The organism is Sphingobacterium cellulitidis, from assembly GCF_043187465.1.
GTDB classification, from domain to species: Bacteria; Bacteroidota; Bacteroidia; order Sphingobacteriales; family Sphingobacteriaceae; genus Sphingobacterium; species Sphingobacterium cellulitidis.
This window is the reverse complement of the sequence record NZ_CP171136.1, coordinates 2,838,551-2,858,187: the sequence shown is the minus strand read 5'-3', so window position 1 is coordinate 2,858,187 and position 19,637 is coordinate 2,838,551. Positions and strand designations below refer to the sequence as shown.

Here is a 19,637-nt window from a genome sequence, read left to right as displayed (position 1 = left end):
CTTTTATGATGAGAACATTAAAATATTTGTCCTTTACAGCTTTATTCGCTATTTCACTTTTGGGGAGTTCAGAAGCAGGTACAATTTTACCAAGCAGTCATAAGAAATATTTGCTAAATGAAAGTTATTTATCTTCATCCATAGAATATAGATTGGATTACATCAACTTTATGACTTGGGATGATAAGTTAACTGATTTTTATAAGCTTCAGAATCCTATATATTTTACTATTAGAGAAGGGGTAATAACGCTTTCGAACAGTTATAGTAAAACAAGGGTTTTCAAGATTATCAATAAGGAGAACACTGATATGGGAGTAAAATATGATACTGAAAGTGGTACAGTAATCTCTTTATTGGCAACTGCTGATGGAATTATGTTTTTCCTTGAATCTGATGTTTCAGGAGTGGCTTTCATGGGAAATAGAATTAAATAAGTCCTTGTTCTATAATTACAGGGGAATATGTTAAATAACAGATTGATTAGAATCTCAGTCAATCTGTTATTGTTTTTTTTATATTAAACTATCAATATGGATACTATGGATTTTGATTATTTTTCAGACTATGACTTGACAGGTGAACCAGAAGATGAATTTTTATACAATGGAAAATCCTATGGTTGTATAGCAGGATGTCCTTCAATTAAAATACCAGAGGATAAGCCCGTGAATTTCAAAAATCCAATGGTTTATATCAATTCTGCATACCATGCACCATATACATGTAAATGGAAAATTGAAAATGGTAAACTTTATTTGATCGAGCTTAGCGGTACAATTGTAAATCCTTATTCAGATAAACTAAATGATTCTGATGATTATAAATCAATCAATCTAAATTATTTATATCCTGATCAAAAGGAAGTTTTTGCGGATTGGTATTCTGGTAAAATCAGCTTAGTATCGGGCTTCTATGAGATTATCAGATATAGTAAGAATGGAAAACGCATATTCCCAAATGTTCTTCACTTAACCATTGAAAATGGAAGATTAATAAGGGAGGAAATTAAATATACTGCTATTCCTTTTCAAGATAAAATATTTGAATTTATTAAGATTCTTATTATCCCGCTGTTTTTTATTTTAATGGTGGCAATATTATTTTGTTTAAAGTATGATTGATTTTTTTAACATATAAAACTTCGATTTCGGTAAAATTGACAACAATGGTATATATTTTCTTAAGATAAGTTCAATATCCATGCTTAAATTATTAATAAATCTTTCAATCCTAAATTCTATCACCATATGGCAATGATTTAACAATATTCTCAATTAAATTCCAATTTGGAATAATACCTTCATCAGAATATTCTCTTTTACTATCTATAATTAAGTTGTCATTAACTTTTAAAACAGGAAGTTTTATCGTAAAATCTTTACGTATATGTGAGTTTAATTCCCTTCCAAATGCTAAATATTTTATTTTACATTCATTTCTTATAAGTGCAGAAATAAATAGTTTTACATAAATTGATAAAGGTTCTTTTTCTTGTAAAACTGCTACATTTTGAGCTGTGTAAAAAGGTTTTTTTTGAATAAAACATGATCCTAAAAAACTTCCCCCTAATGCTACTGACATTGCCCCTACAGGGAATGGTTTTTCACCTGTTACTTCATCTATGAAACCTACTACTCCATTTCCATTACTATCTCTAGATACATAATTATATTTAGGATCAATATCGGTTGTTTTGTTTGAATCAATACCGTTTCCCATAGTGATGTCAAAAAGTTTATATAGAAAAAATTCTTTCCAATCAGATGTATTAAAATTTAAAAAATTTTCTTTGGGATTAACTGTGGTAATAGGCTTGCAATTAAGATTTTTAACATAATTTTCCATCCACAACCAGTCTGGATCACCATATTTGGTTGCGGGGAGAAATATTTTTGAATTTTTCATTCTATCAGGTCTCCATTTTCTGCCATACCCCCATCTATATCTATCTTTCATAATTACTGAAGCAACAAATAGACCTGAATATTGATTAAATTCACCATCAATCCTATATAAAGGGTTAACATCATGGCTACATGTGAATTTATTATCTTGATAATAAGCATAACCAACAGATCCATTATTTGTTACACAAACTGATTTGCCAGCAAAAATTTTTCTTTCTAATGATTCATTTGGTTCAGCTCCAGTTTTTGAAGTTGATTCAATTTCCTCTAAAGTATAATATCCTGTTACTCCATTGTTACTATCAGTTGCACCTAAAAATGGAATATTCCCTAAACCTGATGCATCTGGTTTTTTATTGTAAAAACCTTTCTCTATTCTAAATATTTTAGAGAATTCAAAAAGCTTCCAATTTTCAACATTAATTTTCATATACGTATCCTTCTTTAACTAAGTGAGCTAAATATGAATTGATCACATTCTGAAAATCTTTAACCTCTAATTTAGAATAATCTGTTTCCATATAAGCTTCTGCGAGCCATTCATCACTCCAATTTACCTTCTTCATAACAGATAGACCTGCAACTTCTTTTTTATTTTTATATAATTCAAGCCAAAGTTTTTCTGTTTTTACCCAAAGACTATTCCCATTTTCATCAGTCATTTCAATTCTTCCAAGTCCCTTCCTTTTTGTAAAATTATCATCTCGAAAATAACCAAAGAATGTTTCCTTATTTGCCTTTTCATGTTTTTGGGATAGATCAAAGACCATACACACAGCGACAGCGGCTGCTCCAGGATAAAACATTTCAACTGGTAAAGAAAAAACTGCATCTAATGTATAGTTATCAAGCATTTTTTTCTTAAATTCTTTGACATCATTGCTTGTACCGATAGCCGCTTGCATTGGAAGTAATACTGCCATTTTACAATGTGGCAAAACTTTCCTTGCAACCCATTCCACAAAATGAAATCCTTTTGAAGGGTCTTCTTTTTTCTTAATATCCCAATTTTTCGTATAATCTGGATTGCAAAACTTTTTAGTTGCATTATATGGAGGATTCATAAGCACAACATTTATATTATTATCTTCAATCCATTTACCTTTATTAAAAACAGAATCTTGGACTACATTCGAATTTCCGTCTCCATGAATAAGCATATTTGTAGAAGATAAACCAAATGCTCCCGCTTCGTATTCTATTCCAAATATTTGCTCCTGTTTAACATTTTCTCTTTCTTCTTCTGTTTCACAATCATCCATAGCATCCGTCATTGCTCTTACAAGAAACGCCCCACTACCACAGCATGGATCCAATACTCTTGAATGTTTATTCACTCCAACAACCTTACTCATAAAACTACATATATGGTCTGGAGTAAAAGCTTGATTCTTATCAGATTTACCAACGTATTTATTAAAAGTTGTGAAAAACAAATTTAGTAAATCTTGACCTGCTGTATTTTTATCATTGATATAAGGAACTATATTAACATCTATATATTTTAAAATATCTGTAAGCTCTTTGTAAGTAAGACTTTGAATATCTTGGTCATCCAAGACTTTATTATTTAGTATAGCTAATTTACTTGCCTTGTTTATACTACCACTTTTTGCCAATAAACCCTCTAAAATAAACTTAATGTTATTAATTACAACGCTTTCGGAATTTAATGGATTACCTGTTTTAGGATTAATTGTTTCTTTTATATATTCATAAACTAAACCATTTTTCAATGCCAATAGACAAGTACCAACAAACTGACTTCTCAATTTTTCGTTAACACCATCAGAGTGTAATTTTTCATTGAGAGTCTTAATAGAATCAATAACTTTGATTTTGTCATTAATTTTACCAAAGCATATTTCCTCATACTCTTCAAAACTTCTTAATTTAGTTTCTTCGATTATTTTATGTTCATCATCGATAATTACCGACTGACCATACCAAACCCAAATATCATCTCCTTCAGTTTCTGCTAGAATAGCAACTATTCTTTTATCAGAATATGCCTTTTCATACCTTACATAATCTTGAAGTTGTTTTTGAATTTTGTTTTTATGCCATTTATTAAATTTATTCTTAGTCTCTACTAAAACAGTAAGACGTTCATTTTCAAACCTAATGTCCAAAAATTGATGATTCTTGCTTGTATCTCCCTTTTGATAGTCCTTAATATCTTTACCCACAGATTTTAATGCGCTAGAATAACTAAATTCGCCAGATTCAGTATTACCAATTTGATATCTTGCTCCAATTTTTTCAATTATTTCGAATCTATTCACTATTTATACTTTTTTAAAATTGTAAATTTACATTTAATTATGAACTTTTTCTTTTGAGCAATTGCACATAAAAACGTGAATAATTTTTACTAAAACGCCCAAAATTATTATATAAAAATATTAGATAATAAGGCATTCCACCCACCATTATAGGGGAATAAGATACGCCAAACCAAGATATAAATAAATTGTGTACTTACACAATCTATTTATATTGCTTCGCAGTTTGTCATACTTATTTCTTCTATAATGATTCGTTTCATAAAAGTTTCTTTGTCTTTTAACTAGGTATTGCATACCTGGTTAAAATCCAACCACTTTTAGAGTTTGGCTCGCCTGCTGATCACTCAGGCTTCGATGTTGTCACTATTTTTGATATTCCAATCACACAATCCTTTTTCAAAAATACCGCCAACAGTCTTCGTATACTTCGTATATATCGTTGAATCATGCTTGCGCATTTCTCTTCAACGACCTTCGTTCAACTCGCAGTCGGCGAGCAGCAATAATATATTTACACTATTTCAATAGATCTTGATATCGATGATATTGTTCACAAAAGTGTTTAGCTTTCCTTACATCACTTATATAGTATAATTCATTAATCCCTGAGATGGTTTGTATTTGTATTGAACCATAAGCCACAATTGGAATTTGAAAATTATCCACAAATCTTCTGTCAGGCGAACCATCTTTATTAACCCTATACCATGTTTCTCCCATTACAATTGTATCAGTGGGAATATTTTGCCTTTCTTCTAAAAACCTTATTTCTGAATATTTGATGATCAGATCATTATAATCAACAATAGCGATATCCTCATGATTCTTGAAATAAATTATAAATGATGGATAAAAATAAAAATCACCCCCATTATAGTTTTCAAAACAAAATGATTTTTCATTTGTCAAAATTGATTTTATCGAATCAAATTTAAATCTTACTTCTGATCTTTCCATTGTGGTTCCAGCAGCCGCTTTGGTCTCAAAATTTCGTTCAGAATAAATCATATCCCATATTTTATGTGAATATTTTAAGTCTGTAAATGCGCTTATTAAATCTGAATAAGCTTCCTTTACCATTATCTGATCGAACTTAAAATTTATTTTCAAATAGGATTCCTTCTCAACTTGTTTAATTGATAAATGTTCATCTCCCTTGATTGCGATTTGTTCATTTAATAATCGAATTTTATTCTTGAATAGGAAACGGAAAAAAGACTTCTCAAGTCTGTTAAGTTTATTCTTGAGTAATGTTATTTCTAATAAATATTTATCACCTTCATCGGAGATTACCCTTCGCTGATGGTGCAAACTTATCATACTTTCTCTTATTTCATTAAAATTATCTGAATTCAGTCTTTCAGTATTAAAATGACTTTCAATTTTTCCGTATTGAACTTTGTTAAATAAACTTTCTAGTATTTCTGTTGCAAATTTTCTTCCTTCTTCTTTGGCAGCTTCTAACTTTAAGCTTTCAGATTCGGATAAATTAGTGTTAAAATTATTCCTTTTAACAACCAATAAAATTTCAGGATGAATAAATACATTCTTCATAGGTAATTTTTGGTTAAAATTGTTTTGGTTAATATGATTATCAATTTAAAGATACTAATAATATAATCCATTGATAGCATTTTATAAATTCTTAAAATTTCATAAGAATAAACTCTATACTCTAACTTATTAAATCGTTATTAGGGATGACGAAAAGTGTGACGAATAAAAATTTAAGGTATGTAAAATACCTATTGTTATTTACTTAAATTTGTGCTTAAGACATCGATAAACAAAAATAGAGCAATCAACGTATGTTAATTACTCTATTTGGCGGAGAGTGAGGGATTCGAACCCCCGAACCTGTGACAGTTAACGGTTTTCAAGACCGCCGCATTCGACCACTCTGCCAACTCTCCGCGACAAAAGTACAAATTCTGACTTGATCTCCAAATAAAAAATGAAAATAAAACCCAATAAAATCCCCTTTAACGTCTAATTAAGCTGATTTTAAGCCTATTAAGCATGGAAAATATTTTATCTATCCCCATAGAATCTAGCTTTTCCTGAAAAGCCCTTTTAAGATCCCCCTGAATAATAAAAATATGTACTTGTAACGCAATTAGTTAATGATAAATGTGCTAAAAAAAGATATTTTATTTTGGTTTTATCAACCAAATACCTACTTTTGCTTCACAAAATCAAGCGCCAATAGCTCAGCTGGATAGAGCAACGGTTTTCTAAACCGTCGGTCAGGGGTTCGAATCCCTTTTGGCGTACTTAATTCCCGCTTTAATTCTTTTAAAGCGGGTTTTTTGTTTTTATCCAGTTCGTAATCCTAAACTAATCCTTCTCCTTAATTCATATTTTTCAATTCAATTTCCTTTACAATCGCCAATTAATTAACTTTATATATGGCTATTAAAGACTCTGGATTCTATTCCCTTCAATTTGATCATAATACAAACCTTCAGGTATTCTATAATTTATATACTCCCGAATCAACAACTATCCTCGGAACGATCATGCTTTTACACGGTATGCAAGAGCATAGTGGCAGGTATGATGACTTCGCCTCTTTTCTCGCTAGAAATGGATTTATAGTCCTTACTTATGATCATCCCGGTCATGGTTCTACCGCAAAAGAGCCTAAAGACCTTGGATTCTTCCATGAGGACCAACCCGGAGAAATATTGATCCAGACCGCAATTGAGATGACGCAATTCCTACATGAGAAGTATAATGACTTGCCCCATTTTATTATCGGTCATTCATTAGGTTCCTTTATTACAAGAAATGTTATCCAAAGAATCGGGGATGAATTTGTAGGAGTGGTGTTGATTGGAACTGGTCATGCCATGAAAGGGAGTTCCATTGGGACAAGTTTTTTAGGGCTGTTGAATAAAGTAGCTCCCAACTCCAAGTCGACTTTTATGAATGATAAGTTTGCTCAAATCAACAATCGGAAATTTAATGATGAGCCCAATCATGAGGATTTGAATTGGTTGAGCTTGAATAAGGAAAACCGAGATAATTATTTGAATGATGAATTATGTGGAATTGATTTTACTGATAATGCATTCTATGGTGCTGCGCAGGTGACCTTATGGGGTAGTGGAAAGGATTGGTATAAAAAGGTTCCCAAACATCTATCTTTTCTATTATTAAGTGGGCAGGATGATCCTATTGGTGATTTTGGAAAGGGTGTGCTACAGTCAGTGGAAGAACTTAAAGAGCTTGGAGTCAAGGATGTGAAATACCATTTGTACCCACAATTGCGACATGAATTATTAAATGAAGATAATAAGAAAGAGGTTTATGTAGAGATTCTAGATTGGTTATTGATGAAAATTAAATAGCGAATAATTCCTACTGACAACCCTTTGTCACAAACTAACATTCCTTTGTTGTTAATTAATCTCTAGAAAATGAGCAAAGAAAATATAAACTCCTTTTATATCATCGGGATAGCCGTAAAAACCTGTAATACCGATGGAACTGCTGCCCAGGATATCCCAGCATTATGGGGTAGATTTATGGGTGAGCAACTTGAAAATAAGATCCCAAATAGATTAGATGATACTGTTTACTGTGTGTATACAGACTATGAGTCGGATTTTCAAGGTCCTTATTTAACTCTTTTGGGATGTCGGGTTAGTTCTCTTGATGAAGTACCTGAAGGTATGGTTGGCAAGGAAATTCCTGCAGCAACTTACGAAAAGATATTGTTGGAAGGTGATATTTCTGGTGAAGCTATATATGCTGCTTGGGGCAAAATCTGGGCATCCGACTTAAATAGAGCATATAAAGCGGATTTTGAGAAATATTCAGCAGATAAATGTCAAGCAGAAATTCCTAGTGTTGAAATTTTTGTGTCGATAAAGTAATAGCATCGTTGTTTAATTCTTTTGTGAGGACTTTCAATTTCATGGCTTTTGCCGCGATTATTGAAAGTTCTTTTTTGTTTTATTGCCCTTAATTTTGTCTTTCAACAGCTTGAATTACCAAATCCTGATAAAATCAACCTATATTTTACATTAGCAACGCTCATTTATTGGTATCTTTGTTTTTCAAACAAATAAAGGAGGAAACTATTGGCAAGTATTGGATTAATAGGTAGTGGAAGCTGGGCAACCGCCATGATAAAGATGTTGACAGATAATCAACAGGTTAATCATGTCAACTGGTGGGTACGCAAGCAAGAAGATATTGATTACATAGAACAATACCATCACAACCCATCTTACCTAAGCGCTGTAGAAGTAAAATTGGATCATATCAGTTTATTCGCAGACCCAAAGGATGTTATTAAGAATTCTGATATTGTTATTTTAAATACACCAGCAGCCTATCTAGAGGAAGCGTTGAGTGAACTTCAACCTGCTGATTTCAAGGATAAACTTCTTGTTTCTGCCATCAAAGGCATCGTGCCTTCCATTAAATTGATCGTTGGCGAGTTCTTGAATAAAAAGTTTGAAGTCCCATTCGAAGATACCGTGGTTGTAGGCGGACCTTGTCACGCTGAAGAGGTATCCCTGGAAAAACTTTCCTATTTGACTTTTGCATCGAAAAATACAGCCAATGCCGCAATGGTAGCACAATATTTTCAAACTCATTATATAAAAACCGTCGTATCGAATGATATGCTAGGTGTGGAATATGGTGCAGTGCTGAAAAATATTTATGCCTTAGCATGTGGTATTTGTCATGGTTTAGGCTATGGTGATAACTTTCAGGCAGTATTAATCTCGAATGCTATTCGTGAAATGGAGTATTTTGTCAATGCTATAGATCCTCAGAAAAGAGAGATTAACCAATCGGCTTATTTAGGAGATCTTTTGGTGACTGCATATTCTCAATTCAGCAGAAATAGAACCTTCGGGACCATGATTGGTAAAGGTTATTCAGTTAAATCTGCGCAAATGGAAATGAATATGGTTGCTGAAGGGTATTTTGCTTCTGATTGTATTCAGGACATTATCCTCAATCATCAATTGGAAATGCCTATTTGTAATACCGTTTACAATATTTTATATAAAAATCAGCCAGCAAGTATTGCTGTAAAGAATTTATCGGATAAATTGACATAATGATTAGTAAAGAGCAGATTGCCGAAAAATATAAAGAAATTCAAGATGAGATCAGCCAAGCATTAGAGGCATTGGATGGAAAGGCTCATTTTGTTGAAGAATTATGGGAACGTGAAGGCGGTGGAGGAGGAAGAACCCGAATAATTCAACACGGTAATATTTTGGAAAAGGGAGGGGTAAATTTCTCTGCAGTGCATGGAAAACTTCCTGAACAAATCAAAAAAGCATTCGGAGTAGAAGAGGATGAGTTTTTCGCTACTGGAGTATCCATCGTCATTCATCCTAATAACCCTTGGGTGCCGATTATTCACATGAATATTAGGTACTTTGAGTTGAATGAAGAAGTTCGCTGGTTTGGTGGAGGTATAGACTTGACACCGCATTATGTGGATGAACAAGATGCTTCCTATTTCCATCAGGAATTAAAAAGGGTATGTGACCAATACTCTGCTGAATTCTATCCAAAGTTTAAGGATTGGGCAGATAATTATTTCTTTATCAAGCATAGAGAAGAAACAAGAGGAATTGGTGGCATTTTCTATGATAAATTAACTCCGCAAAAAGCAGGAATCTCCGATCAGGAAATCTTTGATTTCTCATGTGATTTAGGACATTTATTTCCTAAAGTATATAGTGAATTAGTTAACAGAAGTCGCGACAAGCAATTTACGGAAGCCGAAAAAAATTGGCAGTTATTGCGTAGAGGTCGTTACGTAGAGTTTAACCTAGTTTATGATGCCGGTACCAAATTCGGTTTAGAAACCAATGGAAGAATCGAATCCATTTTGATGAGTTTACCAGAACAAGCTAATTGGTTCTATAATTTTAAAACAGAGGCAGGTTCAAAAGAAGAAAAAACTTTATCCCTACTTAAAAAAGGGGTTAATTGGGTTTAATATAATTTATTGAAAATCAGATTCAATGATAAAATTTGAAAGATTCATTCTTGAGAATGGATTGAAAGTGCTTGTGCATGAGGACCCTCATAGTCCAATGGCATGCATGAATATTCTTTATAATGTCGGTGCTCGGGATGAGCAAGAAGATAAAACAGGCTTTGCCCACCTTTTTGAGCATTTGATGTTCAGCGGTTCGGTGAATATCCCCAACTATGACCAGCCTTTGCAAAGAGTTGGTGGGGAGAATAACGCCTTTACTTCCAACGATATCACCAATTACTATATCACCTTACCCGCTAATAATATTGAAACAGCCTTTTGGTTAGAGTCTGACCGTATGATGGGCTTGGCATTCAATGAACAAGGTTTGGAGGTGCAAAGGAATGTCGTTATCGAAGAGTTTAAACAACGCTATTTAAATCAACCTTATGGTGATGTATGGCTGAAATTAAGAGAACTCGCCTATAAGGTCCATCCCTATAAATGGGCTACCATTGGTAAGGAGGTGAAACATATTGAGGATGCCAAGATGGAAGATGTCAAAGCCTTCTTCAAGAAATTTTACACGCCTAACAACGCCATTGTTGCCATTACAGGAAATGTAAAGCTTGCTGAAATCAAGCAATTGGCGCAAAAATGGTTCGCTGATATCCCGATGGGCGAGGCGAATAATCGAAACCTACCACAAGAACCAAAGCAAGAGCTAGCCAGATTGGAAGAAGTTTCTGCTGATGTGCCTGTAAGTAGTATTTATATTGCTTTCCACTCGGTCAACAGACTTGATCCCAATTACCAAATCGTGGATTTAATCACGGATGTCCTTGCGAGAGGAAGCTCATCCAGATTATACCGTCGTTTGGTTAAGGAGAAAATGTTATTTAGTGATATCAATGCTTATGTACTGGGCAGCCTGGATAATAACCTGGTTGTAGTGGAAGGTAAGCCAGTGGCTAATATATCATTGACTGAGGCTGAAAAGGCAATCTGGGATGAATTGGATAAGCTCAAGAATGAATTGGTGTCCGATGAAGAATTGACCAAAGTGAAGAATAAAATCGAATCCACCATTGTTTTTGCTGAATTGTCTATCTTGGATAAAGCGATGAACTTAGCCTATTATGAATTATTGGGGGATGCCGATTTATATAATCATGAAGTAGAAAAGTATCTGAATATTTCAGCCGAAGAAATTCAAAGAGTTGCTCAAGAGACCTTTAGAAAAGAAAATTCTTCAACCTTAATGTATAACGCAAGAAATAAGGAGGTCGCGCATGCTGAATAGATCATTTGCACCATCGATCAATGGAATAGGGGATATCACCCTTGAAAAACCAGAAGAAATTACCTTCTCCAATGGTTTGAAAGTATTTGTTTTCCATGCTCCCGATCAAGAACTTGTCAAAGCCGAGTTTGTTTTCAATAACTTATTTGAAGGCTTCGAAAATCCTGTTCGTAATACCGCCCTTTCTTCCATGTTGAAGGAAGGAACCACCACTTATACAAGTGCTCAAATCGCTGAAAAAATTGATTTCTTTGGCGCTTATTTAGTTCCTGAATTTAGTTTTGATCATAATGCTCTAACATTATATGCTTTAAATAAGCATATTGATGCGGTTCTCCCTATCGTTAACGATATCTTAAACCATTCCATCATCCCTGAACAGGAATTGGAAACTTATATCAGAAACAATAGCCAAAGTCTTCAAATCTCTTTAGAGAAAACCGATTTTATCGCCCGTAGAAAATTCTACGATAGTCTATTTGGCTCAACCAGATACGGTCAATCCGTAACGGATGAATTATTGAAAGGGCTTGAAAGAGATGATCTTTTAAGATTATATAGACAACAGATTCAGCCGAAAAATGCAACTTTATTCCTATCCGGAAATATTAGTAAAGAAGTATTATTTAGCTTTAGAAACTATTTTGAAGAGCAATGGAAAGGGGAGGTAGCAATTCAGAGTGTTCCATATATTCAAAAATTAAACCTAGAAACAGACCTTGTAAAAATTGATAAAGCAGGAGCTTTACAATCATCTATTCGTTTAGGAAAAGTAGGAATCAAAAGATCACATGCTGACTATCCAGCCTTACAGTTTGTAAACACCTTGTTTGGCGGTTTCTTCGGTTCCCGACTGATGAGTAATATCCGTGAGGACAAAGGCTATACCTATAGCATTGGGTCACTTGTAGCTAACCTGAACCATGCTGGATTTATTTCCGTGGTTACAGATGTAGGTTCGGAATATACTGAGGATACCTTAAAACAGATTGAATTGGAATCTCGAAGATTGCAAGAAGAGAAAGTCAGCGAAGAGGAATTAGAATTGGTCAAAAACTATATGTTGGGATCAATGCTAGGAAGTCTGGAATCTATTTTCTCCCATGTAGATAAATTCAAATCCGTTTACTATTCAGGTTTAGACCTGGATTACTATACCTATTATAGCAATGTTGTACGTCAGATCAATCCAGATCAGGTGCAAGATATCGCTCAGAAATATTTGGGCGTTGATGATATGGTAAAAGTCGTGGTAGGATAAAATATTGAAGAAAAAATATAATAGCAAAGGCTACTGATTTCAGTAGCCTTTGCTATTGTATAAAATCTTTATTATTCCATCAAATCTCTAATGGCCACCGAAGCCAATGTGCCTCCAAAGGCTGCCGGAAGGTAAGACATCGTGCCATAAGCTGATTTCTTGTAATTACTTCCGTCAGTGTATAGCAAGGATTCCTTATCAGGCAGTTCTGTTGAAAAAACAACTTTAACGCCTTTTTTAATCCCGTGTTTTTTAAGTTTCTTACGGATATGCTGAGCCAGTTTACAATTGAATGTACTTCCAATATCAGCAACTTTTATTTTTGTAGGATCTAATTTCCCACCTGCACCCATCGAACTTACAAATGGAATTTCAGCTTCCAATGCACGACGAATGAAAAATAATTTCGGAGTGATACTATCGATGGCTTCAACGCAGTAATCTGGTTTCAATTCCAGTAATCCAGGGATACTCTGTGGTAATACAAACTCCTGAACAACATTTAACTGTAGTTCTGGATTTATTGCCAATAAACGTTCCTTCATGATTTCAGCTTTTGCTACTCCGTGGTTTGTAGCCAATGCTGGTAACTGTCTGTTTCTATTGCTCGGGTCTACGGTATCACCATCAATGATTGTCATTTTCCCTACCCCTGAACGTGCAATAAATTCTGCCGCAAAAGAACCAACCCCACCTAAGCCAAGAACCATAACATGGGAGTTCGCTAACTTTTCCAAAGCCTCTCTACCAACTAATGCTTCAGTCCGAGAGAGCCATGATATATCCATCATTCTTTTATTGTATAATTAAAAACCTTCTTGAAATTCAGCAAGATCTGCTGCTCCAGTTCCTGCATAGACAGTTTTCTGGCGCGGCAAAAATAAGCATAAATTTCAGAGATTTTTGCATTCTTATCGTCACATTCTAAGAAAAGACGATCTAAAGGAATCTGACGGATAACCTCCATCATTCCGCCCTTAAGAATATGGGGGCCTAAGGATAGGTAATAGCCATGTTTTAATAGGGTAGCTGCTAATTCCCAGTTCTTTGCGTATCCATGCATCATCACAGGAACCTGATTATGTTTAGCTGTAAGCGAACTGAATACTTCTGAATAAGCCCTGACACAATGGATAATGATAGGCTTATTAAGCTCATTGGCCAGCTCAATCTGGCGTTCAAAAGCCATCACTTGCCGCTCCCAAGGGGTAGCAGTCAACTTGTCCAACCCACACTCCCCAACAGCAATTACGCCTTCCTGAGCTTGATACCGCTTTAAGGTCTCAAATTGTAACTCAAAATCCGCATCTATATACCAAGGATGGATCCCAGCACTGCAAGGTTTCCTGTAGATTGATTCCTTCGAAACAATTACATTGGGAAGCGTCAGAACACCAGCATCTGGCTCTGAATGTTTATGGGTGTGAATATCAATTAGCAACATGTTGATTTTTATCCAAAACTAATGATATAAGTCGCAAAAACTAATCCATTATTTCGCATCTTTCAAATTCAAGAATTATAATACCTGAGGTGGTATCAATCTTAAACCTTTTCCGGTTATTGTCATTATCAAAATTCTTTTCAATGTCAGGAACTGACTCTGAAATTTCCAAAATTACAGGATAGCCTTCATGCGCTATTTCCGATCGTGAATAATGGGTAACCTGATCGAATTTCATCTTCCGTTCCATTTCATGATGACCCGAATCATCGTCCAATAGCAAAGTGACTATGAGTGTTTGGGACCGAGAATCCTCTTCTGTTTTGACAATTTCTGCTCCTAATAGAGAATTGATATCTATAATCATAAGGCTACGCTATTTAGGTATATACCCTTATAACAGAATTAGAGCAGTTTCGTTTTTCAGATTGCGTTAATTATTGCTAAAAACAAAATTATTGGACCTTAAATGTTCCATAATAAGGCGCATATTATCCTGTTGACTTTGTTTACGAAGTTTTTCTCGGATGTTTTTAATAAATGGATGTTTCCATGATCCCTCAGAATCACTTTTTGAGGAGTTGTTTTTTTTGTTGAACATAGGTCCTCCTGTTTTATATCGTTTATAATGGTAAACTCCTGAGTAACCAAATGAGCTTCAATTAACTAAGGGTTATCCTAAAGTTAAGTTAATGATTTTATAAAATCAATAGAAAGCAAGATTTTTTGAGAAGGATTTATTATTGATAAAGGATTCCATATCTTCGTTTCAAATTTTGTGAATTGCTGAAAATCGCCCATCATACTGCTTATATCCAACCTTTACCCGAAGGACATCGTTTCCCAATGATGAAATATGAGCTTATTCCTGAACAATTAATTTACGAAGGATTAGTGTCCAAGGATTCCTTCTTTGAACCTGAACTGGTAGATAAGGAGATTATCTATTTGGCTCATGATAAGCAATATACTGACGATTTACTAAACCTTCGCCTCGACCCTAAAATGATCCGAAGAATTGGTTTTCCAATGACTCAATCTCTGGTGGAACGCGAGCGTTATTTAATCGATGGAAGTATTAAAGCCTCGCTTGAAGCCATCAAGACAGGGGTGTCATTTAATACCGCCGGAGGAACTCATCACGCTGGACGCGACTTCGGTGAAGGATTTTGTCTGCTCAATGATCAAGCTGTCGCCGCCGCTTACCTGTATCATTCAGGTCTTGCCAAGAAAATCTTGATTATCGACTTAGATGTCCATCAGGGTAATGGTACTGCTCATATTTTTGAAGGACACCCAGATATTATTACTTTCTCCATCCATGGGGAAAAGAATTTCCCATTTAAAAAGGAAAAATCACATATCGATATTCCTTTAGCAGATGGGGTGGAGGATGAAGAATATTTATCCCTGTTAAATGAAACTCTTCCACGTTTATTTCAAGAAATCGAGCCTGATTTTGTATATTTTCAATCTGGAGTAGATGTGTTGGCAACCGATAAATTGGGAAAGTTTAAATTGACCATGGCAGGATGCCAAAAAAGGGATGAATTAGTATTCCAAAACTGCAAAGAATTTAATGTTCCTGTTGAAGTGAGCATGGGCGGTGGCTATTCATATCATATTAAGGATATTGTCAATGCCCATGTGAACACCTACAGAACAGCAATAGATATTTACGATTTATAAAGAGATTATGTTTTTTCACCAAGATGCCAATTTCCTGAACCTGATTATTCATCATGTCGGAAATAAGAGCCAAGACGAGTATTTTACCCTATCTGAAGAAGAAGTTGATGTTAAATCCGATGAAGTATTGGCGGATTTATTGATGCAATATTTCATGAAGCCTTTTGCTAAAGCAAATGAGGTTTTTCGCTTCTATCATCCCAATGATACCCTGGAGCTCAATGAAGTATTTTACTTCTCCAGGCAATATTTTAAAGGCGAGCTAGGCTTCTTGGAATTTTCAAAATCCATCGCCAAATTCCTGTACGAAGTGACTGAACACCCGAAAATCAAATCTGGGGAATTGTATGTGGTTGCCTTGGATAATGTGCAACTGGAAGGTGAGGAGCATAAGGCGATCGGAATCTTTAAATCAGAAAATAAAGAAGCATACTTAAAAGTTTATTCAGAAGCTGCTGGCTTAGGGGTAAACTATGAAGAGAAAGCAATCAATATCAATAAACTGGATAAAGGGGTTGTTATCGTCAATGTGGAAGAGGAAGAAGGATATAAGGTTTTATGTGTAGACCAGACCAATGGTTCTGAAGCCGTTTATTGGAAGGATGATTTCTTGAAACTAAAAACCAGAAATGATAATTATCAACAAACAGGGAACCTTTTGAAGGTTTACAAGAACTTTGTCAATGATAAAATTGATGAGGTTTTTGATATGGATAAAGCCGATAAAATCGACTTGATGAACCGCTCCATGAATTACTTTAAAACCAAGGAAACCTTTGATGAAAATGAATTCAATGAGGAGGTAATCGGAAACCCAGATGCTATTTCCTTATTCAAGGATTATAAGAGCAATTTCGAGGATGAATTTGAAACAGCTTTTCAGTCCAACTTTGATATTGCTGCTCCTGCAGTGAAGAAAATGGCAAGCAGTTATAAATCTGTATTGAAATTGGATAAAAACTTCCATATCTATGTTCATGGTAAGCGCGAGTTATTGGAGAAAGGATATGATGAAGACAAGGGCATGAATTATTACAAGCTTTATTTCGAAAACGAAGATTAATTATGAAGGAAAGACGGTCAAATAGGAGGTATTACAAATGGATAGGCATTTGTATATTGTTGATTATTGGCCTGCAGATCTTCCAATCCAATTCGGAATGGGTCGAATATTATTATAGTCGCGGATTTTATCCTATCTATGCTCATTTGCCAAAATTCCTTTTCGGATGGATTCCGTTCAGTATTGGGGATTTGATTTATGCCATTATTTTTATTGCCTTAGGTCTGATTTTACTCAAGTCTATTTTCCTTTTGTTCAAAAAGAAATTTGCACTTGCAGGGCAGCAGTTTCTGAAATTTGTTGCGGTTTTACTTACTGTATATGTGTTTTTCTACTCGGCATGGGCGCTCAATTATTATCGAATTCCTGTCAGTAAGCAAATGAACCTTAAGGTGGATACGGTCCTCTTGGAAGATCATTTGTCAGTTCTGGATTCTCATATCAATCGGGCGAATCAACTCAGGGGAGAAATAAATTTCGAAAATCAAGACCGCAATAAAATTGATCTGGAAGTACAACAAATCATGAAGGAGGACCAGACATTTACTATGTTGTCAAAAACGCAAGTGAAGATAAAATCACCTTTCATTGGACCTATGGCTTCTTATTTTGGGGTTTCTGGATATTTTAACCCCTTCAGCAATGAAGCACATGTCAATACCGAAATGCCATTGCCTTCATATCCTTTTACGGTCGCCCATGAACTTTCCCATCAGATGGGAATAGGTTTTGAGGATGAATGTAATTTTATCGCTTTCGTCAAAATGAAGGAAAATCCAAAACCTTCGTTCCAGTATTCAGCATATTACGAAAGCGTGAATTATCTGCTTAGAACCTTGTATTTGGTCGATAAATCCCTGTTTGAATCCTATAAAGCAAAATTATCACCTTTAGTTGTGGCGGATATTAAATCCGAACAGGAATATTGGAAGAATTACTCCGGATGGATTTCCGATATTTCCGCAGTATTCTATAATCAATACTTGAAACATAATAATCAAGCCGAGGGAATGGCTCGATATGGAATGGTCAGCCGCCTGATCATAGCTTATGAAAAACAAAAGGCAAACTAACCGTTTGCCTTTTGTAATAATAATATCTTTTGCCGTTTATACGGAGAAGCTTTCACCACATGCACAGGTTCTGGAAGCATTTGGATTGTGAAATTCAAATCCCTTTCCTGTCAATCCATCAGTATAATCCAATTCTGTTCCTGCCAAGTAAAGATAGGATTTGATATCCAAACAAATCTTTACGCCATTGTCTTCAAAGAATTGATCACCTTTTTTCTCTTCATTATCGAAGTTCAATTTGTATGATAATCCTGAACAACCTCCACTCTCTACAGCAACACGAACAAAATAAGTGTTATCGTAGTTCTCTTCCTTTATAATTGCACTAATACGCTCTTTCGCTTTATCTGTTACGGTAACCATAAGTCTTCCTTTAATGATTTACAAAAATACATAAATCTAAATTCATAATTGATAATAATCATCTGACTTCTGTCAAATTAATCCTTCCTTGTACATTTCCCAAATTGGTGAATGTTGCCGAATATTAGCTGTCGCGGTTTTTATTTCCTGGATGGCATAGTCGATTTCTGCCTTAGTATTGTATTTGCTGAAACTAAATCGAAGACTACAGAATGCTTCTTCATCTGTATATCCCATCGCTTTTAATACATGGGAAGGGTCTCTGCTCCCTGAAACACAAGCTGAACCCGATGAAATAGCAATATTGGGTAATTTCGTCATTAATTCAGAACCCCGGACATATTTAATATGGATATTGCTGGTATTGGGTAATCGATCCGTATTCAAGGTCCTGATTTCTGCTTCTTCAATTTCTTCGATCAGTCTTTTCTCAAAATAATCCCTGATATCACTTGTTTCAAGGTTAAAATTAACCCGTGCTGCCGCTTCACCCAAACCGACTATCTGATGAACAGGGTAGGTACCGCCACGAAATCCACCTTCTTGATTTCCACCAATGATCAACGAAGGAATTTGAATAGGCTTACTTTTTCTGCGAATAAATAATGCTCCAATTCCTTTGGGACCATGCATTTTATGTGCACTTAAGCAGAGGATATCGATTGGAATCTGACTCAGATCAAGTGGGATTTTCCCAATCCATTGCGTGGCATCACAGAAAAATAAGATATCCCTTTCCTGGCATATCCTTGCAATTTCCTGAATCGGTTGCAAAACGCCAGTCTCGTTATTGGCTGCAATGATGCTAACCAGAACAGTCTGCTCCTGAATGCTTTCCTTAAAAACCTCCAAATCAATGACTCCCAATTTATTCACCGGCAAATAACTGACTTCCATTCCATCCTTAAGTACTGCATCACAACAGCTTAATACCGCCTTATGTTCAATACTGGAAGTAATAATATGATTTCCTTTAGATTGGTAGGCTTTGCTGATCCCTTTGATCACCGTATTGATGGATTCAGTGGCACCAGAGGTAAAATAGATTTCCTTGGGATTCGCATTTAATAGTTCTGCTACCTGAATTCGCGCTTTTTCAACTGCATGATTGGCTTGTCTACCCATTTTATGCTGAACGCTGGAAGCATTTCCATAAGCATCTTTCAAATAGGGCAACATGGCTTCAAAAACATCCTCATCTATTTTGCTGGTCGCATTATTGTCAAAGTAGCAATAGTCCATATGTTAAAGTTATTTAAAATATTAGGCCTTTTGCAGAAT

General features: G+C 34.9%; 19 protein-coding genes and 2 tRNA genes. 12 read left to right on the top strand and 9 right to left on the bottom strand.

The window, feature by feature from the left end; translation table 11 throughout:
* The first annotated feature begins 5 nt into the window (after positions 1 to 5).
* Both ACF3OC_RS12605 and ACF3OC_RS12600 read left to right on the top strand, forming a co-directional pair.
* Positions 6 to 437, top strand: a complete 432-nt coding sequence (locus ACF3OC_RS12605) for a hypothetical protein (protein ID WP_392469311.1) — start codon at positions 6 to 8, stop codon at positions 435 to 437.
* A gap of 96 nt (positions 438 to 533) precedes the next feature.
* Entirely contained in the window at positions 534 to 1,124 is a 591-nt protein-coding gene (locus tag ACF3OC_RS12600; RefSeq protein ID WP_392469310.1) for a hypothetical protein, read from the top strand.
* 109 nt (positions 1,125 to 1,233) lie between these two features.
* Here ACF3OC_RS12600 and ACF3OC_RS12595 read toward each other — a convergent pair whose 3' ends face one another.
* From ACF3OC_RS12595 to ACF3OC_RS12580, 4 genes are all read right to left on the bottom strand, one after another.
* A complete protein-coding gene (locus tag ACF3OC_RS12595) occupies positions 1,234 to 2,340 on the bottom strand; it encodes a restriction endonuclease subunit S (RefSeq protein WP_392469309.1) in 1,107 nt (368 codons plus the stop codon).
* On the bottom strand, positions 2,330 to 4,195 hold the full coding sequence (locus ACF3OC_RS12590) for a class I SAM-dependent DNA methyltransferase (RefSeq protein ID WP_392469308.1): 1,866 nt from the start codon (positions 4,193 to 4,195) through the stop codon (positions 2,330 to 2,332). Before ACF3OC_RS12590 ends, ACF3OC_RS12595 begins: the two co-directional genes overlap by 11 nt.
* Before the next feature lie 519 nt (positions 4,196 to 4,714).
* A complete protein-coding gene (locus tag ACF3OC_RS12585; protein WP_392469307.1) occupies positions 4,715 to 5,752 on the bottom strand; it encodes a hypothetical protein in 1,038 nt (345 codons plus the stop codon).
* A gap of 271 nt (positions 5,753 to 6,023) precedes the next feature.
* A tRNA-Ser gene (locus tag ACF3OC_RS12580) sits at positions 6,024 to 6,111 on the bottom strand.
* A 286-nt stretch (positions 6,112 to 6,397) separates the two neighbouring features.
* Between ACF3OC_RS12580 and ACF3OC_RS12575 the strand changes: the two genes are divergently transcribed.
* The 7 genes from ACF3OC_RS12575 to ACF3OC_RS12545 all read left to right on the top strand — a co-directional run bounded on the left by ACF3OC_RS12575 (position 6,398) and on the right by ACF3OC_RS12545 (position 12,724).
* Positions 6,398 to 6,471 (top strand) — tRNA-Arg (locus tag ACF3OC_RS12575).
* 135 nt (positions 6,472 to 6,606) lie between these two features.
* A complete protein-coding gene (locus tag ACF3OC_RS12570) occupies positions 6,607 to 7,551 on the top strand; it encodes an alpha/beta fold hydrolase (RefSeq protein ID WP_392469306.1) in 945 nt (314 codons plus the stop codon).
* A gap of 69 nt (positions 7,552 to 7,620) precedes the next feature.
* Positions 7,621 to 8,079, top strand: a complete 459-nt coding sequence (locus ACF3OC_RS12565; RefSeq protein WP_392469305.1) for a GyrI-like domain-containing protein — start codon at positions 7,621 to 7,623, stop codon at positions 8,077 to 8,079.
* A gap of 207 nt (positions 8,080 to 8,286) precedes the next feature.
* Complete coding sequence (locus tag ACF3OC_RS12560; RefSeq protein ID WP_392469304.1) at positions 8,287 to 9,282, top strand: NAD(P)H-dependent glycerol-3-phosphate dehydrogenase; 996 nt, start codon at positions 8,287 to 8,289, stop codon at positions 9,280 to 9,282.
* On the top strand, positions 9,282 to 10,178 hold the full coding sequence (gene hemF / locus ACF3OC_RS12555) for an oxygen-dependent coproporphyrinogen oxidase (protein WP_094282263.1): 897 nt from the start codon (positions 9,282 to 9,284) through the stop codon (positions 10,176 to 10,178). Before ACF3OC_RS12560 ends, hemF begins: the two co-directional genes overlap by 1 nt.
* A 25-nt stretch (positions 10,179 to 10,203) precedes the next feature.
* Positions 10,204 to 11,463 carry a M16 family metallopeptidase gene (locus ACF3OC_RS12550; RefSeq protein WP_392469303.1) on the top strand — a complete coding sequence of 420 codons (1,260 nt, stop codon included), beginning with the start codon at positions 10,204 to 10,206 and terminating at the stop codon, positions 11,461 to 11,463.
* On the top strand, positions 11,453 to 12,724 hold the full coding sequence (locus tag ACF3OC_RS12545; RefSeq protein ID WP_392469302.1) for a M16 family metallopeptidase: 1,272 nt from the start codon (positions 11,453 to 11,455) through the stop codon (positions 12,722 to 12,724). The genes ACF3OC_RS12550 and ACF3OC_RS12545 overlap by 11 nt, the downstream gene beginning before the upstream one ends.
* A 71-nt stretch (positions 12,725 to 12,795) precedes the next feature.
* Here ACF3OC_RS12545 and ACF3OC_RS12540 read toward each other — a convergent pair whose 3' ends face one another.
* Genes ACF3OC_RS12540 through ACF3OC_RS12530 form a run of 3 tightly spaced genes read right to left on the bottom strand, consistent with a single transcriptional unit; the run spans position 12,796 to position 14,535 of the window.
* A complete protein-coding gene (locus tag ACF3OC_RS12540; RefSeq protein ID WP_094258869.1) occupies positions 12,796 to 13,515 on the bottom strand; it encodes a ThiF family adenylyltransferase in 720 nt (239 codons plus the stop codon).
* Positions 13,512 to 14,168 (bottom strand): TatD family hydrolase, encoded by a 657-nt coding sequence (locus ACF3OC_RS12535; RefSeq protein ID WP_392469301.1) that lies wholly within the window; start codon positions 14,166 to 14,168, stop codon positions 13,512 to 13,514. Before ACF3OC_RS12535 ends, ACF3OC_RS12540 begins: the two co-directional genes overlap by 4 nt.
* 40 nt (positions 14,169 to 14,208) lie before the next feature.
* Positions 14,209 to 14,535 (bottom strand): hypothetical protein, encoded by a 327-nt coding sequence (locus ACF3OC_RS12530; RefSeq protein WP_392469300.1) that lies wholly within the window; start codon positions 14,533 to 14,535, stop codon positions 14,209 to 14,211.
* 416 nt (positions 14,536 to 14,951) lie between these two features.
* Between ACF3OC_RS12530 and ACF3OC_RS12525 the strand changes: the two genes are divergently transcribed.
* The 3 genes from ACF3OC_RS12525 to ACF3OC_RS12515 are packed head-to-tail and all read left to right on the top strand — an operon-like array spanning position 14,952 to position 17,993.
* Positions 14,952 to 15,857 carry a histone deacetylase gene (locus ACF3OC_RS12525; RefSeq protein WP_318271602.1) on the top strand — a complete coding sequence of 302 codons (906 nt, stop codon included), beginning with the start codon at positions 14,952 to 14,954 and terminating at the stop codon, positions 15,855 to 15,857.
* Between the two features lie 7 nt (positions 15,858 to 15,864).
* Positions 15,865 to 16,920, top strand: coding sequence for a nucleoid-associated protein (locus ACF3OC_RS12520; RefSeq protein WP_392469299.1), 1,056 nt, complete (start codon positions 15,865 to 15,867; stop codon positions 16,918 to 16,920).
* A 2-nt stretch (positions 16,921 to 16,922) separates the two neighbouring features.
* Positions 16,923 to 17,993 carry a DUF3810 domain-containing protein gene (locus tag ACF3OC_RS12515; RefSeq protein ID WP_094258873.1) on the top strand — a complete coding sequence of 357 codons (1,071 nt, stop codon included), beginning with the start codon at positions 16,923 to 16,925 and terminating at the stop codon, positions 17,991 to 17,993.
* Positions 17,994 to 18,029: 36 nt separating this feature from the next.
* On the opposite strand, the gene ACF3OC_RS12510 is transcribed toward ACF3OC_RS12515, so the two are convergent.
* A complete protein-coding gene (locus ACF3OC_RS12510; RefSeq protein ID WP_093097436.1) occupies positions 18,030 to 18,356 on the bottom strand; it encodes an iron-sulfur cluster assembly accessory protein in 327 nt (108 codons plus the stop codon).
* Between the two features lie 72 nt (positions 18,357 to 18,428).
* Entirely contained in the window at positions 18,429 to 19,598 is a 1,170-nt protein-coding gene (locus ACF3OC_RS12505) for a cysteine desulfurase family protein (RefSeq protein WP_094258874.1), read from the bottom strand.
* Positions 19,599 to 19,637: the final 39 nt, after the last annotated feature.

Coding starts and splice junctions, on each gene's coding strand:
- ACF3OC_RS12535 (WP_392469301.1), bottom strand. CDS start 14,168: ATGTTGCTAATTGATATTCACACCCATAAACATTCAGAGCCAGATGCT.
- ACF3OC_RS12530 (WP_392469300.1), bottom strand. CDS start 14,535: ATGATTATAGATATCAATTCTCTATTAGGAGCAGAAATTGTCAAAACA.
- hemF (WP_094282263.1), top strand. CDS start 9,282: ATGATTAGTAAAGAGCAGATTGCCGAAAAATATAAAGAAATTCAAGAT.
- ACF3OC_RS12515 (WP_094258873.1), top strand. CDS start 16,923: ATGAAGGAAAGACGGTCAAATAGGAGGTATTACAAATGGATAGGCATT.
- ACF3OC_RS12585 (WP_392469307.1), bottom strand. CDS start 5,752: ATGAAGAATGTATTTATTCATCCTGAAATTTTATTGGTTGTTAAAAGG.
- ACF3OC_RS12540 (WP_094258869.1), bottom strand. CDS start 13,515: ATGATGGATATATCATGGCTCTCTCGGACTGAAGCATTAGTTGGTAGA.
- ACF3OC_RS12550 (WP_392469303.1), top strand. CDS start 10,204: ATGATAAAATTTGAAAGATTCATTCTTGAGAATGGATTGAAAGTGCTT.
- ACF3OC_RS12600 (WP_392469310.1), top strand. CDS start 534: ATGGATACTATGGATTTTGATTATTTTTCAGACTATGACTTGACAGGT.
- ACF3OC_RS12565 (WP_392469305.1), top strand. CDS start 7,621: ATGAGCAAAGAAAATATAAACTCCTTTTATATCATCGGGATAGCCGTA.
- ACF3OC_RS12545 (WP_392469302.1), top strand. CDS start 11,453: ATGCTGAATAGATCATTTGCACCATCGATCAATGGAATAGGGGATATC.
- ACF3OC_RS12510 (WP_093097436.1), bottom strand. CDS start 18,356: ATGGTTACCGTAACAGATAAAGCGAAAGAGCGTATTAGTGCAATTATA.
- ACF3OC_RS12505 (WP_094258874.1), bottom strand. CDS start 19,598: ATGGACTATTGCTACTTTGACAATAATGCGACCAGCAAAATAGATGAG.
- ACF3OC_RS12520 (WP_392469299.1), top strand. CDS start 15,865: ATGTTTTTTCACCAAGATGCCAATTTCCTGAACCTGATTATTCATCAT.
- ACF3OC_RS12595 (WP_392469309.1), bottom strand. CDS start 2,340: ATGAAAATTAATGTTGAAAATTGGAAGCTTTTTGAATTCTCTAAAATA.
- ACF3OC_RS12605 (WP_392469311.1), top strand. CDS start 6: ATGATGAGAACATTAAAATATTTGTCCTTTACAGCTTTATTCGCTATT.
- ACF3OC_RS12570 (WP_392469306.1), top strand. CDS start 6,607: ATGGCTATTAAAGACTCTGGATTCTATTCCCTTCAATTTGATCATAAT.